Raw genomic sequence first — 16,054 nt, 5'->3', positions numbered from 1 at the left:
TTAAGAGAGTGATGAGAGCAAACCAATGGACTTGTATACTAATCGAACTTCAAAAAATGATTTCATTAAACATGGCATCACAGATCATATAGAAGATGGAATGGACTTATTCATTGCTTCAGCTTTTTTCACAGAGTTTGATGTTATAGATGAGGTCCTTGGAAAAGGATGTAATTTAAAAATCATTGTGCGACTTGGTTTTCCAACCTCACCATCTGCACTAGATAGATTACTAAACAATAATAAGGTTGAAGCTAGGTTCTTCACGACCAACTCATTCCATCCTAAGCTTTACATTTTTGGTGATAAGTCCATCTTGTTGGGTTCAGCGAATCTAACTCGATCCGCCATATATTCTAATCAAGAAGTTATGATTGGCATCCACCCGGAAGATCATAGATTTATAGAACTGCAAGAGTTATTCAGTGAATACTGGCGTGACGCAAAAGTGCTCAATAGAGATGCAGTCAAATGCTATCGGAGTATCTATAACAAGTACTATCATGCAAATAAACTATTAAATGACATGGAACACGATGTCATCGACACCATGGGGGATGTGAACTTCTCGAACATCAATCGCGGTAAAAAGAAAGCATCACAGAAGTCTATTTTCCAAGATACATACCAGCGTTCATATCAAGAATCAGTTAGTGCTTTTAATCGAATAGTAGAAATCTACAAAACCTTCGATAGAAAAGTTAACGGTGACTTAATACCATTAAGATTAGAAATTGACTCATTCTTCAGCTTTGTTCGCGACTTCTATGCCACTCAAGACACTTGGAAGCACCAACCTCTTGGATGGGATGAACAACAACGGTCTAAAACGGCAAAACTTATTAATGAATGGATGAATACAAAATGGGAACATTTTGAGGATCGCATTGTTCCGCATAATTATCCCCTTATAAAAAAAGTCCTCGGTTCAAAGGAAGCAATCATATCAGCTTCAATGATTGATATAGTTGAGGCACTTTGCGTTCTGCACTCTTTCCATGACCGGTTTCGCTTCTACAAAGGTGGCCTCAATACATTAAAGGAGAGCTTTATGGGAAGTAATGAAGAACAGAGGGTAAAAAAGACTCTGATATACCTACTATACGGCACTGGAGACCCTGTAACACGTATGGCAAACTGCATATACGATAGTGAGTATAAGTTGAACCAATTCGGAAAATCTAATGTTCAGGAGCTAATTGGATGGATTAACAAAGAAGATTTGCCAGTCATCAACGGTAGGACAACTAAAGTACTAAGATACTTCGGCAACAAAGTTGTTCAAGTAAGTGAGTAACGAAAGTTATAGTTATTGACGCCTCACTTCTGTTGAAATGAGGCAATATGATATCCTAAAAACTACGCTACTTCTTCTACCTCTGCATCGGTCTCAATAAGTCTAATCATTTGCTCATATAAATTAGTCCGCTCAAAGTTCTCCTTTGTATATTTGCTTCGAAGATACTTCTCTACCCCTTTGACAGTTACATTTCTATCTGATGATAATGGTTGCTTAAACACTTGAGCCAGCAACTGGCAAAAGTCATGCCCATTCGCGGTCTGATATATACAATAACCAGCTTGATTTAACTCTACGTATTTATTGTATATGTCGATACAATGAGTTTGTTCTACTCTCGGACTTCTTCTGATTGCAGCTTCGATTAAGATTTGAATGTTTATTGACACATTAAAATCGTTAACCGTCACAGCTTCGCTAGTAAAGTAGTTCATACCTTTGAATCTCACATTCAAATTCAGCAACCTACAAGCGAGTTTTACAAGACCGATTTCATTACAGACGCTCATCAGATTACTCATTAATCTCTGACCAACTTCATCGATCTGCATCGGACCCAGAATATGATTTTGTGTATGTTCAGTTATAAAATCTGTGATAAATTCATCATGAAGCATCATAATTTCTGCATCATGCACGTCCGTCATAAATGTATCGTTGTAAGTCTTTTCTAGTACGTGGTCGAAGTCTGCATCGACTATACCGTAAACTTGATTAGAAATACGAGTCCTCAGCCTATCAACAGCTTCTATGACATCCGCCTTTCCACTTGCTGGAGTGCAGTAAAAGAACTCTGTATTTCTCAACACCATGTTAAACAGAGTAATATCGGAGTCGCCTTCAACAACAAATATAATCCTATTGCCTACGTGGTCAGTTTGGACCTGTAAAAGCAGAGCGCTAAATTTAGTTTCATCGCTACGTTCTCTGGTAGCATCTCTTAAACTCGACATAACTAGTTACTCTTTGCAATCACATGCTTGTCAAAGAGGTCAATTGAACTTTCCCATTCATCACCAATCACATCCGGTGAATGCGTTGTTACTATAAGCTGTGAGTAGTGATTAAACTTTGATATTTGAGAGAACTCATTAAGGAGGTCTTTCTGCCATGAAATGTGTAGAGATACCTCAGGTTCGTCTATCAAAATGATTGCACCATTTTCTGCTTTGAAAATTAGATCAAAGAAAATAGATACTTGGTTCTTCTCGCCTGAAGACAACTTTTCTAAAGGTATATTAGCACCAACATGATTGAAGAATGCGAAGCCGTATTCCGGGTTAACTGCTATAGTTTTAAATGAAAACTTTTTCTTCTCAATTAGCTTCGAGAACTCGCTCAAACGTCCTACAAAGTCTTCATGCAAAGATTCTTCATAGAATATTTCATCCAATTTATCACTCAAGTTAATGGTGTAGTCTGATACAAGGTTTAAGTCATTCAATTCGAGATACTTACTCGACTTTGGTAGCAATCCGAAACGAGTGTAAGGTGCTAACAGGTCTTGTAGGCCAACTATCCTCTCTTTCTGCATGTACGGTAATGCGTTATTTTGAACTTCGTGTGATTCTATTGAAATGCATGAAAATAAGTCATAAACCAACTGGTCAAGCTTGTGCAATTTACTTAGCGCAAACTTCATTTTATCTTCTAGAAACGCTCTTTGCTTTGTAATGATGCTATATGCTTCAGTTTCGTCATTCAGATGTACAGAATGGATAAGAATAGAAAAAGCTTTTCTGTAATCAAATACCTTTTCTTCAGACAAGTTTTGGGTTGAAGGAATGATGATCTTTTTTGCGTCATTAAGAAATGACTCGATCTGCATACCAGATTCTGAGTTGAAGTAACGGACAAGACCAAGATTGGTTTTCAGTTCGAATGTATCAAAACTTATTTTAGATAATTCTTTGTAGTTATTTGAGATAGCATTATGAATCAATTTGAGAAGCATAGTCTTACCATAGCCATTGGGGCCTGTAATAACCACATGATCGGACTCTGGAAGTTCAATGTCATAGTTTAAAAAACCAAACAGATTCTTAACTGTAATTTTTTCTATTCTTAGGAACATTTTGTAGTATTTTTATTGAAAATTATGTCGCATTGTACCATTAGAGGTAATGTCGTAAAGTGCATATTGATTCTGGGTATTTCTGTTTCTGTGGGTTATTCAGTGATTTATGGGTAATGACCAAAGACCAACGTAGCTTGAATAGTAAAGATTTATTAGTCTGAACTCTTTACTTTATCTAGACGATTTATATCCACATTCTTAACCAAAGCATCTGCATCAAATATCAATTGATTTTTTTCATTAACTTTTGGTCTGAATAAAACTAGTACTTTACCAAACTCCCCTTCTGCCTCAGCTGTTAAGGTCGTATTTCCTGAACTATCAACCAAGTAGTTTGTTGAGTCTGAATCCAACCTTCCAATTCGGCCATTCACGTGAATAATTCCAACGTCATAGTCTCTTGATGACAAACTCTCGGAAAAATACTTTTTTAACTCTTCAGGGTTATCCAATATAGATTCAGGGTCATCAACGTACGCACTTGCAACCTTAAGTTCTATATTCTGTTTATTATGAATTGATGTATAATCCGGCCCATTTGGAGTATTTGAAATGCCAGGGCTAACATATAAGCCCACAATTGCCCAAATTGCTGAACATGATGTAACTATTGCTCCTCCACCTTTTGATGAAACCTTGAGATTGTTCCATTCGATTAGTTGCTCCTCTTCCTTTAACGAGGCGCCTCTTTTGAAAATTTTATAACCAAAGTACGCAACGAAAGAACCAATAGAGAAACACAGAAGCATCCCTATACCGTTAAAGACAATAATACCCAATCCTTCCATGGATCTCCCTTATCTTAATTTTACTATTATTTTGTTAATTCATCTAAACAAGCTTAGATCATTCTTGTATCAACAGAGCTCAAACTTAGATTCTTTTTTCTTAGGCTCACCTTACATTCTGTTTACTTATGAACTATTAGTTATTCCGAAAGTATTTATCTGTATTCATTAATTCGTATCGGCAAGTGAGCTTTTTCTAAGGAGTATTTTGTGGCTACCATTCATTCAAACGCATTTGAATTTAATCTCGATGGCTTAACTAATATCAATTTCATAGAACAATCCCATTGTATCACCCATGGTCAACCTTATGATGGAGTCCGTTGCTACAACGCTTGTCACAAGGAGCCAGCAAAATTGGTTGTACTTGCTGGCAGGAAGGGGTCACATGAAGTTTCTAACTGGCTAGTGTCAAATGTAAATTGGCCCAAAGAAAACGGCCTAGGAGGTGCAATAGCAGATACCTATATGGATGACATTCCACGTAAACTCAATTTTGCCATTCGTGGTTGTATCATACTCACCATTTTCGGTATTGAGTACACAATCGAAGACATTGTCCTCGCACAAGGTAAGTCTGGTGCTTACAACAACTGGTGGCTTGGTTCGAGCTCAATGATAAAGATAAAGGCAGAAAACATGACAGATTCATATGCTCAGGAGCTGTCCGAAATGGCCAACAAGTTGATTATGGCAGGACTATCTAAGAGTTTCGCTAGAGCAATCAATGCTATCGGCATTGGAATATACAAATTAACAAAACCACATAAAGTGGGTCGTTGTCTAATTGGGTGCACGAATGACCAATTCGATAAAAGTAAGTCCGTGGTTTTCATAAGTATGAAAAACAGTTCGGCTGATGCAACTATGATGGGTACTTACGCGCTTGATTCTGAAAAATTGTAGTATTTAAAACACTTTAGATTAAGAATATACATTGTATATTCTAATACTTTTTTTTGAACAACCATGTTGATTAATAGTTAATCAAGAGTTCTGGAACACTATGCCAGATGGATATCTGAGTAATATACACTGTATACTATTTTAACAAATAGCTCCCTTTAAAATATACAGTGTATATTTACAATGTGACATCAATACTGGTCCCATTAGAATATACACTGTATATCACCCCAAAAATTCACATCACTTAAGCGTATTGATTAACTTAATTAAACTATCTGGGTCAGAGGTGTAGAGCGATACCAGCTCCTTTTTACTTAGGTTAGTTAGTATCTTGGCTATCAAATCCTGGTTAGTATTGGTTACTAGGTTCTGAACCTTAAACTCTGAATACCCCATAACCATCGCAACATACAAGTGCCTGTTTTCCTTAAACCACTTCCAATAGGCAGACTTAGAGAAGCCTTCATCTACAAGTCGATCTGGAGCACTAGGCAATCCTAGTTCGGCGTTAACCTCTTTTATGGTTTCCAATTCCACCAGCCTGTTGACAAATAGCTTTAGTTCATCGTAATCATTACAGTAGTTGAATGCATTATCCAACATGAAAGCCTGTTTCGGCTTTGATTTCTGCCACAGTTTTATTGTGCTTTCACTCTGTTTAAACGCTTCAGCTAAGAGAGATAAATCGTTTTTATAGTCATAAGTAAACATAATTGTTTTATAGATTTAATAGTGATTCGAGTAAGGGTTTTGGCGTTACATTTCTTGTAGAACGTTTAGTTACTTTTGTCGTATGCATATTACTATCGACTCGATCAGGAGAAATTGTAACATTCGTATTTACTGGCATTGTACATAAATCCGTTGATAGAGATAGACGCTGTTCGAGTGAAAACTTTGATATTGTTTCACGAAGAGAAAATCTCTTTATATCTTCAATTTGAGCTTTAAACCACTCGAGGGTGATAAGAGCCTCAGATAGGTTTGACTCATATTCTCCCAACCGAGTTAAGTAGTTTTCTACGCTTGGGTTAAATGAAGCTAGAAAATCTTGTTTGTCTAAGTTAATCACATTTGAGGCTGGTGTTTCGATATTACTTAGTCGCGTGTATAGAGCTGCATTCAGATTTCTCAATTCAGTTTTTAGACAAAGATATTCCTCTGAACTTTTATACTTAAAAACATCGTCAAATTTCAAGTTAGATAGGTCTTTAGATACCTTAGCGATTTTTGAAACTGTTTCACTATCAATACTATTAATGGCATTTGAATACACTCCTTTAAGTGCCCAGTTCATCGCAATAGATTGCTCTAGTACTGAAACAACTGAGTTTAGCTGTTCGATTGTAAAGTGTGTAATTTCCTTCTTAATAGATGGCTTAGCATTCAGTTCTGTTAGTTGGTTAGTAGAGAGAGAACTTTTGTAGAACTCTTCAATCGATTTGAACGAGTCTGAGCTTAATAAAGACCAGCACTTTAATGTTCGATGAATCTGAGGCTGATTATCGGTCAAGAATAGTGTGGGATTGTTTAGCTTGACAGTTGATTCACCAAATCGAGCCAGGTATTTCTTCAATCTATCACAGTGATTCCTTAATCTACTCTCACAGCCTTCCAACGGCCTAGACAGTTGCAGCTTTATTTTGTGTCTTATTGCGTTTCTACGCTCCCGAACATGAAGTAATAGCTTAGCTTTATCGATCCTATGCTTTTGCATAGAAACCATAAAAGGCAATTGTTTTAGTTCTGATGCATTCATGTCTTGGTAGTCGAAACAACCAAGTTCTGACAGTAACTCTGTTCTCTTGGCTATGTCGAGGAATGTCGGGTAGTACTTTAACGATATCCTAACGGCCCCTGTCTCTACCATAGAACGTGCCACAGCTCCTAATTGCGTGGACCGTACTGATTGTTTTCTATTAGAGAGAGACAATCTACGTCTTCTTATGTTCTGAATGAGTGCAAGATCATGTTCAGCTTTAATTCTTTCGTAAGGTTGGGTTAAGTGCCACTGACTGAGAGTTCTTTCATTAACTACAATATTTAACTTGTCGCCTAGAGCGGCATTAGGGTCAATATAATGTGCTGGTGTAAAAACATCTTTAACTTCTTCGCCCAAGAGATCGATGTCAGGGTGAAGCACTCTATGATTATCTGCATGCGCATAGTGAAGTCTTGGATTTGTTTCAAGATTATAGAAAGAGAGTCTTGTTGTTCCCTTAGTAAGTTTACCTGATCTAATTTTTGCTACACGTTTTGTGAAATCTAATGAAGGTTTAACTTTTCGAGCCTTTTCCTGGTATTGGATATCAGTAACATGCGATAGATAGGGTATAGAAAGCTTGGTGTTTATCTTTCCACCGCCAAACATAGAACTAAAGGATGCATAAATCACTTTCGTAGCTTCTTGGATAGAACTAAATTCAATGCTACTAATTTGCTCATCAATTTCGTTATACCAATTTAGTGCTTTTTTGTTTGCATAACCCTTAAGTAGACTAGTTTTAAAGTACTCTGAAAATGCACTAGAAGCTTTACGTCCATTACACTCCAACTTGATTACCTTATCAGAGTTACTTGAAATCAAATCAAAGAGTTCAACTCTCTCAGCATTGACCATCACTGAAATCCTTCCTAAGAGATCACAATGTTTAGATCGAGAAGTGTCCTGGCTGATTGGTTCCAGCTTTAAATTATGAGCAATACTCACTTTTACAGGTAACTGTGTTTTAGGGAGGATCTTCGTGGTGCAGTTAAAATCGCTTTCATTCAAATCGCTCGCATCTATTGGACGCTCCCAGTAGCTAAGAAAGGACTTATGATTATCAATAAACCGCACTGGGTCATTGTCAACATTAAGAGTTTTCATTAATACGGCTTCAGGTAATTTCGATGAGTTAATGCTGATTTTTCCATGAATAGATTCGTACTCTGCATTACTTTTAGGATAAGGAATCCAGCCATTACCTCTCAAAAGTTCATTCCAGATAACCAAAGGTCTATAGGGAAGGGCATTTACTCCATCTAGACTCCATCTAAACGAAAGATAAGCAGCATGCTTTTCAGAAAAAATGTTTATTAAGGGTTTCTGGGCCTCTTGAATGTACATATCAAGAAATGCTCTTCTGGCTTTAGCGTTCAAGCTTCTATCATTTTTGATGTCTATAACGCCTTCATGTTGGTCGACGTACCCACTTTTATATAGTCGTTTGAACTCTTCAGCTTTTTTAGATGACTCAATTGAAATTTGAGCAAAATACCTAACCAACTTTTCTAAATACTTTACTTTTAGAACGTTCGGCTGAAATGCTACTCGTTGATATGCTGCAAAATCGATAGCTTTGGCATGCATCATTCTCGCATCCATATTGCAACTCAGCTGAAACATGAAATCTCTAATGCGCAGAACCTCTTCCTGTAAAAACACTTTCCATCGAGTATGTTTAGCTAGTGAGTTTTGGGTTTTATCGTGTTGAACCATTGTGCATAGTGTGCATCCAAATCGACTAGATCCATTGCAACCATTTGAATTCTTTTGTCCTACTGCAATCTCACAGACATCAGAAGAAGCATTCCCATAAATGGCCAAAAGCAGGGCGAAATCAGAAAGGAAGCCGGGAAGGGGAGGGAGCCCAGCTAAACTACGAGTAAGAGGCTTAGCTCCAGAAAGTTCTAAGGAAGTGAAAACCTCTTGGGTAGACCAGTCACGTATTGGAGCGTATAGAAACAGTGGGTAGCCTGTATTTAAGTCAGACTCTTTCATCTCTTTCAATAAATCACTTATAGACTTATCACTGGTTCCCTGAATAACCATATTACCTTTTCGCTTTGTACTCTCGTTGTTTCTTTGCCCTGTAGCGCAAATCACATCAAAACGGGTGTATTGCTGTAGTTCTTCGTCTGATTTAAAGCGGTCCAATAGGTTTTTTAAATATCTTTCGCTAGGAACAATTTTGAGAATAGAGCTGCAGTCACTATTACGTTGTGCATTTGGTATTAGCTTATTACTAGTCAGGTATTTGTTCGCGTACTCTTCATGAAATGACGGAGTGACAATATCGTAGTAAACGTTAATATCGTTATCTTTTGCATAGTCAATAAACTTAGATTTAACCCACCTGGTGTACATAACCATTGGAAGTGATTCCGAAAGAGTGTCAACCGTTGAAACAATTAAGGGGCGAGTTTTTTCGATCCAACCATTTTGAATACAAACTCGATAAGCTTCAGAAGCAGCATTCAAAACTGTGCTGGAGTCTTTACCCATACTGCAAGGAACAAACACTAGCGAATCACTAGATCGCAAAATCGTTATAAACTCTTCTACAACCGCATTGAACTTGAAGCTAACACTCTCGTGCAAAGCCACCAATTCGTTTTCTATTAGGTTTGTTGTTTCAAAAATATTAACCATTGGCTGAACCATTACTAAAGACCGACAACTATATAATACCATATTTAAACACACTTCATAGACTTAAATATACTTAGTGCACTTTTTTGTGCACATATATTGAAGGAGGTGTATTTATATGGTATTTTACTTCTATTCTTTTAGTCATCGGGTCAAGACATGTACACACCAATTTATTCTGAACAAGACCTTCAATTAGTACTCTTCAGAGCTAACGAGGGTATTTGCACGAATGGCATTTCTGTATTTGAGGGGGTAATAACAGGCAAAGAATTTGCTGAGAACTTCACTGAAGAAGAGAGCTCAGATAGTTTAAATGAGTATCAAAAAAGACAGAGAGACCTTGAGAAAGGTCGTGCACAAGGTTTGATTAAGTATTTCGACAATAGGGAGGATACAGTACTCCCTAGCATTACTGTCTTTGTTTCTTCATTAAAACTCCATGAGGAAATATCTATTGGTAACAAAGAAGTCGTCACAGCCACATTAGAAAGTTCATCTGACCGTCTTGTATGTGATGGTCAGAACCGTTTGAATTTGTTTAAGGACAGAGTTACGAATGCTAGTCCTACTCAGTACCATACGCTGGGAGTTAAATTCATTGTTACAAACACGGACACCTTAGAGCCAGTCACTCAAAAGATTAGACAGGTATTTTCTGACTACCACTTACACCTTCGTAAACCAACATCAGCACAAAACTTATTCTTTGACAGCTCGCAAAGCTTTTCCAGATTAATTAGGGACCAGATACTCGATAATGTATTAGTTGATGGTCATTCACTAAAGCGGTTTATAAGTACCACAGGAAAACCCAAGAAATCCCAGTTAATGGACTTGAAGCAGTTAGGCGATTTCATTTGTACCGCATTAGGTACAACTCCTGTAAAAATGAACAAATTGCTTGAAGGTTCAAGCGATACCGAAGCTGAAATAATTCGCTTAACAACTCCATTCCTCACCAAGTTTTTTTCTCTTATACCTATGAGGTTTCTTTCAGACTCAGGGCCAAATGTTATGTACACGAAAAGTATATTTTGGAAAGGGACTGCGATAGTAATTCGATCTATCTTTGAAGAGCATTTGTCTCGAATGCATAAAGCCCCCATTGATTGGTCAGTACTAGATGGGATAGTTCGATTGCCTGTGAAAGATATTACACATGACTTTTGGCTAGAGAATAATGTAGTACAGAAATCTATTTCAAGAAATGGAAGTATTAAATACAGAATGATCCGCAGCTCAGAGAGAAGCTGTGCTACTGCTATTTGTAAAGAACTAGAACTACCCTCAGTGGGAGAAGAAGTATGAAGTCACCAGAGAGTAATGACTTAGACCTGAAAGCACATCGATGCCCTAATGCGATGACAATGGCGAGAATGGGTCTATCTCGAGCAATTAAGGAAGGTGTTAATGAGTACAACATATACAGCATAGAACCACTGTTAGGAAAGCACATATCTGCTTACTTAAATGATGTCCAATGTAAATTTGAAATTCACATTGAATCGGTAAGGATACGTGACGAACATAAAAAGTTATGGTGTAACGAAAGCACAATCTTTGATGAAGATGATTTCGAGTTTGCAGAGCACTACTGTCGGTACCGTATCGCCTTCACCAACAAATCAAATTATGGTGAAAGTTGAGTACAACCCTTAAAAGAAACCGTGAACCAATTTCCTTAGTTCGAAAACTAAAGTTGATTGTAATTCGCTCAAGGCCTATATTGCTTTTTATCCATAAATGACAATGGTAGATTGCAATGAATAACATTAATCTCATTACAGTGGGGATTGCTTTAGCGGTTTCCGCCCCCTCTGTAATTGCTTCAATCAAAGCACCACACAATGCAGGGAGCTACAATAAAGTTATTAAGGTTCCTTCACACATGAACCAAACAAGTGCAGTTGGCTTGGATGATACTTTAGGCTCCAGAAACATCTCTGACGAAACAATCGTTGAGCTCCCAACCGTCCCAGATGATCCAGTAGGGGACTTTGAGATCCCCAAACCTGGAGAGGATGAAGATGAGGCAGTAGATATTACTATTAACTGTGGATGTGCTTCTGTGAATGTCGCAAGGGGAGCATGTTTTTCTCCAAAAAGAGCTAAAAGCGCAATGGACAGCAAAGCAAGTGGGTACTTTAGCTCATCTTATGGTTCATATTGGCCTAACTCGTCGAACATTGATTTCCTTGTAACATATAACCTGGAAACCAAAGGGATCACAAAAATAGCCATCACTGATCATAGTAAAATATACAATCTCACTGATGAAATCGCTAATGCTGGTTTATTTGAAATTTCCGGGCCAGTGACATCAACTGCTACACCTAGCTGTAGAGTAAGCTTAACTCGTGCTGCGTTTGCTGACATGGGATACTACACAATGGGTGCAGATGATCCATGGAGAGTAAGGTATAGAGGGTGGGCACATTACAACAAACCTTCCGGTTCCAGATACAAAACTGTAAATGGTGGTACCACAAGCACTCGACCTCCATCCGGGAAGACCTACTATTACTAGATAGCTTGAGTTTGTAAAAGCTTTTCTGGGCCTCTCAAACAAACCTTCCTTGGTGTACCAGGTCTTAATATACAAGTGGTACATCAAGGACGTTTTCTTAAAGCGTTAGTTTTCGTCCTAAATGTCACCCCAGACACTATTGGACCATAGTAAATCAATAAGATAGAAGAACACCTCTATCTAAGTGTGACATCTAGGACGAAAGTTTTCTATCTAGTGCCACCGCATATATTTAACTCATTGATATGCTTTTCTACTTTCTTATACTCAAGTAGGCTTTACGTCCTAGATGTCACAGAGAAGAGATTTTTATCTTTATTTTCAATGCTTTAAATATATTCAATGATATCTATAGTAACTAGCTTTTCTTAAATTCCCAACTGGGCTAAACCATTTTACCCCTACGAATGTTTTCGTCCTAGATGTCACCTATCACTCTTTACTGTATATCGAACGTAGAGAAAGTATGACTCCAGTGTGTAGCTTTTTATATCAGCCTAAGGCACAAATAAAATATCTTTTATTTTCAGTCAGTTATAATCATTAAGTTTGAGCTTTATTCTATAGAGTACTGGACACACATTGTTGCTTCTTAAAGTATCATTTTAAAACCGTCCTAAATGTCACCCCTCACGCTCTTGACACAGAAAAACAATTAAAATACATATACTTATAAAAAATCCGATTAAAACATCGCCATAGAACAGTGACACCTAGGACGAAAATAGAGAAAAAAACGCATTGCATATTCATTGATCCCTTACTTTCGTCCTAAGTGTCACCCCTCCAACTAGAAGCAATAGATACTATCCTTATAATTCAATACGTTAGAAGGAGTTCTGAAAAATTAGCTTAACCTTCATTTACAGGGTTTTCATTCAAAGGAAGCAAAAAAGCAGGTTATAAAGAAAGAATTGGGTCTTCATCACCCACAAAACAACTTCAATCACGGATAAAAAACAACAATTAGGGAGTTGGATCACAGTTATTGAGAGGTTTAGCCACCAGCAATATCTGGTAAAGGTGACACTTAGGACGGTATTTTGAGGCAGAACTAGCACACTTGATTGTTGAATGTGCTAGTTGGATGGAAATTTACTTCTTTGGTGTGCTAGTTGAAGCTAATCTTCATCATCTGTGACTATTTCATAGTCGGTTACATCAATGACGTCATCTGATTTCTTCATTGATGTACCTTTAGCATCTTTTGACTCTTCACCAAACTTCTTAATAGCGCTTAGGACAGCAGGGGATATATCTTCACCATTCAGCAATAGTTCTCCAATCTGCTCAGTCAATGCGACCATTTCACTCTGCTTTGGTTGAAGGTTGGCATTGATAGCTTTGATTGCTGACCTTGCAAGGGATAGTTTACTTGGGGCCTTTTTAGAAAGCTCCCAGGTAAACTTAAATGCGACAGTCTTGGTACCTTTTCGAACATCCTCGTAGGAAAGACTTTTGAAAATGTGCAACTTATTAAGTTCTTCAATTGCTGGGTTAAGCCAACGTTTCTTAAGAACCGCAGTTCTGTCATACGAAGAGGGCAGTTGCCACCTAGAGCGCATCCAATCAACATCTAGAATTAGGTTATTTCTTAAATTCTTCCACTGATTGATAGCCTCATAAAGCCTCATGGTATAAACGGAAGATAAGTTTCCTGCTTCACCTATCAGCAGCTGTGTATAGTTTGATGTGGTTTGGTTAATGATACTAATCAACTCAGCATTCAAATACAGCACTACATGTCCTCGTTTAGGACGATAGCTCTGTTTAGTGGTCCAGTGGATAGCATCATAAGCTTTTTCACCATCTTTGCTGTCTTCATCAGGAAGATAGATAACCACACTTTTCTCATGTAAAGATTGTGCTGCGCGTTGTATGTCTCTTGATAGGTTTTTCTTCGACTCATCATCTATCTCGAAGTATTCGATGAACTCTTTGTTAGAAATAGTGATCGGATACTGACCATATTCCATTGTTTTTAAATGTTCGGGAGTAGGGTTTTCCTGATTAATCCGCTTGAGGCACATGTATACAAGCCGCTTCTCATAACGAGTAAGGCTATAAGCTGCCGTTGTTAAAGCGTTCGCTTGTCTAACAGTAAGATCGTTTTTGCTGTTGTTCTCGGTCATGATACTGATACACACAATAAGAAATTGTACCAAATGTAACATTGTAGGCTTAAATGTGCCAGTAAGTAAGCAAACCAACCTTATACATACTTATACAGACTTATCCACAACCGAAAGCGTCCTAGATGGCACGGTAAGTCGTCCTAAGCGATCTTCAAATCTTCCTAAATGTAATAGTGTTTCGTCCTAGATGATCTTAAACGAATTCCTAACTACTTGAATTATAAAAACATAGATAAGTTATCAACACCCTAATAAGATCTTAAAAAAGATCTTAATAAGATCAATAAAAATATTATTATTAAATAGTGTCTAGAAATTAATCAGTTAGAAGGGTAAAGGGACGATCTTGGAGAACAAAGAAGTAGTAATAGTTCTTTTTTTGCATGTTAACTCAAAAAGCCACTCAGTAGAGCTATATGAGCTAATTTGCTCTATTTAGACACATATACCGGGTTGTGTCCAATCATAAGCATAGAGGCGCTCTCAGCTTGCATTTGCCCTAAATTTTCAATGACGATCTTTAGATCATTCATTTAATTAACCATTTGGTTTAAGGATCATACGCACGAACACAATGGGTTTAATCTTCCGAGGCTCTCCAGAACCATCATGTCATATAAACAAAGAAAGTTAAAAAATCATACACAAACAACTGTTATAATATGGTATTTACTGTTATACTAATGGGGAATTAACGGTTCTATCCCGTTGAAATATATGTAATAGCTTGGGGGCTAAAATGAAAAGAAGATCTTTTGTAAGTAGAGAAGAACTAAACTACGCTAAAAATTTACTAGTCTCTTATGGCTGTATGAATAAGGTGATTAACAGCGCAATTCAAATGGTAGATGAACTTGATATTGAGCCTGGCCTAAAGTTCCAGGCTAAGATGGGATCATTTAAGAAGGAATTGGATGTAGCTATATCAGCTATAGGAAAACCAGAATCACGTGCCAAGTTCATTCTAAACATAACGAACTTCTTGGTATCATGGTATGAAAGTGGAAATAAGTGCTTAGACAAGTTCTCGGTTGCCAGGTTTTCAATTTTGCTCTTTCATGCTACTGAACTTAAATTAATATCCGCTCGACAACAATTGGATATCATTTATGGGTGTTTGAAAGTTAGCGAGTTACCAAAATCAGACACACATCTGTTAATCCAACTGCCCATAACCCAGGATATCTTCACTTTAGAGAAAGTGCAGTCTCACCAATCTAAGGCTCATGTTATCAACCAAGACGATCATACCCTCGTTCAACTTGATATATCTGATGTTCCAAAAGAAAACCAAAGTGCGATAATTGGTGCGCTAGACGATTTAAGTCTGGATGAGGTCTCACTTTCAAAAGATGGAAAGTACCTTTCATTACTCGCTCCATTAACCTTGGAATGCGGCTTAGAAGATACACTCAAGAAGGTTGAAGCTCTAAAGGCGTGTTCAATGCTTGATGTATTTTGCCAATTTAAACCAATCTCTTTAGAAGAAATAGCTGTTAAGTATTGGGATGGTAAGCAGTACTTTGATGAGCTGGCGACAATGTATAAAGCAAGCTCTCAGTCAGAATCTACTCGACAAACTATAAGCAGTGCACTTGAACTAGTTAATACCGGTTACATTCTGAGTTCTTTAGATGGTTTATCCACTCTTTGTCATCGTTTAGCTGTAGATACGGACAAGGACTATAAATATAAAGGATCGTCAGCTCTATATGAGCTTCTGGACACTCTAAGGGGGTTTTATAGAGACTTACTATGGAAACTCGAAGATATGGGTTATGAGTTTCAATATACATCTGCATTTTCGAACGTGCTTTAGTTGATTTTCGGGGATTCCGATTAATGCTTCCACTAACTAAACACATTAACTCGGATTCCCTTTGCTCCCTGTCGCACTTACA

12 protein-coding genes are annotated in these 16,054 nt (G+C 37.5%); 6 read left to right on the top strand and 6 right to left on the bottom strand.

Annotated features, from left to right (window positions below; translation table 11 throughout):
• The first annotated feature begins 25 nt into the window (after positions 1-25).
• Positions 26-1,297 (top strand): phospholipase D family protein, encoded by a 1,272-nt coding sequence (locus R7M92_RS16640; protein WP_025633950.1) that lies wholly within the window; start codon positions 26-28, stop codon positions 1,295-1,297.
• 62 nt (positions 1,298-1,359) lie between these two features.
• Here R7M92_RS16640 and R7M92_RS16635 read toward each other — a convergent pair whose 3' ends face one another.
• The 3 genes from R7M92_RS16635 to R7M92_RS16625 all read right to left on the bottom strand — a co-directional run bounded on the left by R7M92_RS16635 (position 1,360) and on the right by R7M92_RS16625 (position 4,165).
• The gene (locus tag R7M92_RS16635) at positions 1,360-2,253 is read right to left on the bottom strand and encodes a DUF4435 domain-containing protein (RefSeq protein WP_025633948.1); all 894 of its coding nucleotides are present in this window, start codon (positions 2,251-2,253) and stop codon (positions 1,360-1,362) included.
• Between the two features lie 2 nt (positions 2,254-2,255).
• Positions 2,256-3,374 (bottom strand): AAA family ATPase, encoded by a 1,119-nt coding sequence (locus R7M92_RS16630; RefSeq protein WP_025633946.1) that lies wholly within the window; start codon positions 3,372-3,374, stop codon positions 2,256-2,258.
• A 155-nt stretch (positions 3,375-3,529) separates the two neighbouring features.
• Positions 3,530-4,165 carry a hypothetical protein gene (locus R7M92_RS16625; RefSeq protein ID WP_025633944.1) on the bottom strand — a complete coding sequence of 212 codons (636 nt, stop codon included), beginning with the start codon at positions 4,163-4,165 and terminating at the stop codon, positions 3,530-3,532.
• Positions 4,166-4,375: 210 nt separating this feature from the next.
• On the opposite strand from R7M92_RS16625, the gene R7M92_RS16620 reads away from it, so the two are divergent.
• Complete coding sequence (locus R7M92_RS16620) at positions 4,376-5,071, top strand: hypothetical protein (RefSeq protein ID WP_025633943.1); 696 nt, start codon at positions 4,376-4,378, stop codon at positions 5,069-5,071.
• Positions 5,072-5,314: 243 nt separating this feature from the next.
• On the opposite strand, the gene R7M92_RS16615 is transcribed toward R7M92_RS16620, so the two are convergent.
• A complete protein-coding gene (locus R7M92_RS16615) occupies positions 5,315-5,785 on the bottom strand; it encodes a hypothetical protein (protein WP_025633942.1) in 471 nt (156 codons plus the stop codon).
• Between the two features lie 7 nt (positions 5,786-5,792).
• Positions 5,793-9,500 (bottom strand): hypothetical protein, encoded by a 3,708-nt coding sequence (locus R7M92_RS16610; RefSeq protein ID WP_139351517.1) that lies wholly within the window; start codon positions 9,498-9,500, stop codon positions 5,793-5,795.
• A 147-nt stretch (positions 9,501-9,647) separates the two neighbouring features.
• Between R7M92_RS16610 and R7M92_RS16605 the strand changes: the two genes are divergently transcribed.
• The 3 genes from R7M92_RS16605 (at position 9,648) to R7M92_RS16595 (ending at position 12,018) form a co-directional block, all read left to right on the top strand.
• Positions 9,648-10,799 carry a DGQHR domain-containing protein gene (locus R7M92_RS16605; RefSeq protein ID WP_077202323.1) on the top strand — a complete coding sequence of 384 codons (1,152 nt, stop codon included), beginning with the start codon at positions 9,648-9,650 and terminating at the stop codon, positions 10,797-10,799.
• Positions 10,796-11,137 (top strand): hypothetical protein, encoded by a 342-nt coding sequence (locus R7M92_RS16600; RefSeq protein WP_042776211.1) that lies wholly within the window; start codon positions 10,796-10,798, stop codon positions 11,135-11,137. Before R7M92_RS16605 ends, R7M92_RS16600 begins: the two co-directional genes overlap by 4 nt.
• 116 nt (positions 11,138-11,253) lie before the next feature.
• Complete coding sequence (locus tag R7M92_RS16595) at positions 11,254-12,018, top strand: hypothetical protein (RefSeq protein WP_025633937.1); 765 nt, start codon at positions 11,254-11,256, stop codon at positions 12,016-12,018.
• Between the two features lie 1,121 nt (positions 12,019-13,139).
• Here the strand turns inward: R7M92_RS16595 and R7M92_RS16590 are convergent.
• Positions 13,140-14,150 (bottom strand): RepB family plasmid replication initiator protein, encoded by a 1,011-nt coding sequence (locus tag R7M92_RS16590; RefSeq protein WP_158083951.1) that lies wholly within the window; start codon positions 14,148-14,150, stop codon positions 13,140-13,142.
• A gap of 742 nt (positions 14,151-14,892) precedes the next feature.
• On the opposite strand from R7M92_RS16590, the gene R7M92_RS16585 reads away from it, so the two are divergent.
• Complete coding sequence (locus R7M92_RS16585; RefSeq protein WP_025633934.1) at positions 14,893-15,972, top strand: hypothetical protein; 1,080 nt, start codon at positions 14,893-14,895, stop codon at positions 15,970-15,972.
• Positions 15,973-16,054 lie beyond the last annotated feature (82 nt).

It is taken from the genome of Vibrio sp. Vb2880 (genome assembly GCF_033337975.1).
GTDB lineage: Bacteria > Pseudomonadota > Gammaproteobacteria > Enterobacterales > Vibrionaceae > Vibrio > Vibrio alginolyticus.
The sequence above is the reverse complement of the archived record's forward strand: the minus strand, read 5'-3'. Positions and strand labels throughout refer to the sequence as shown.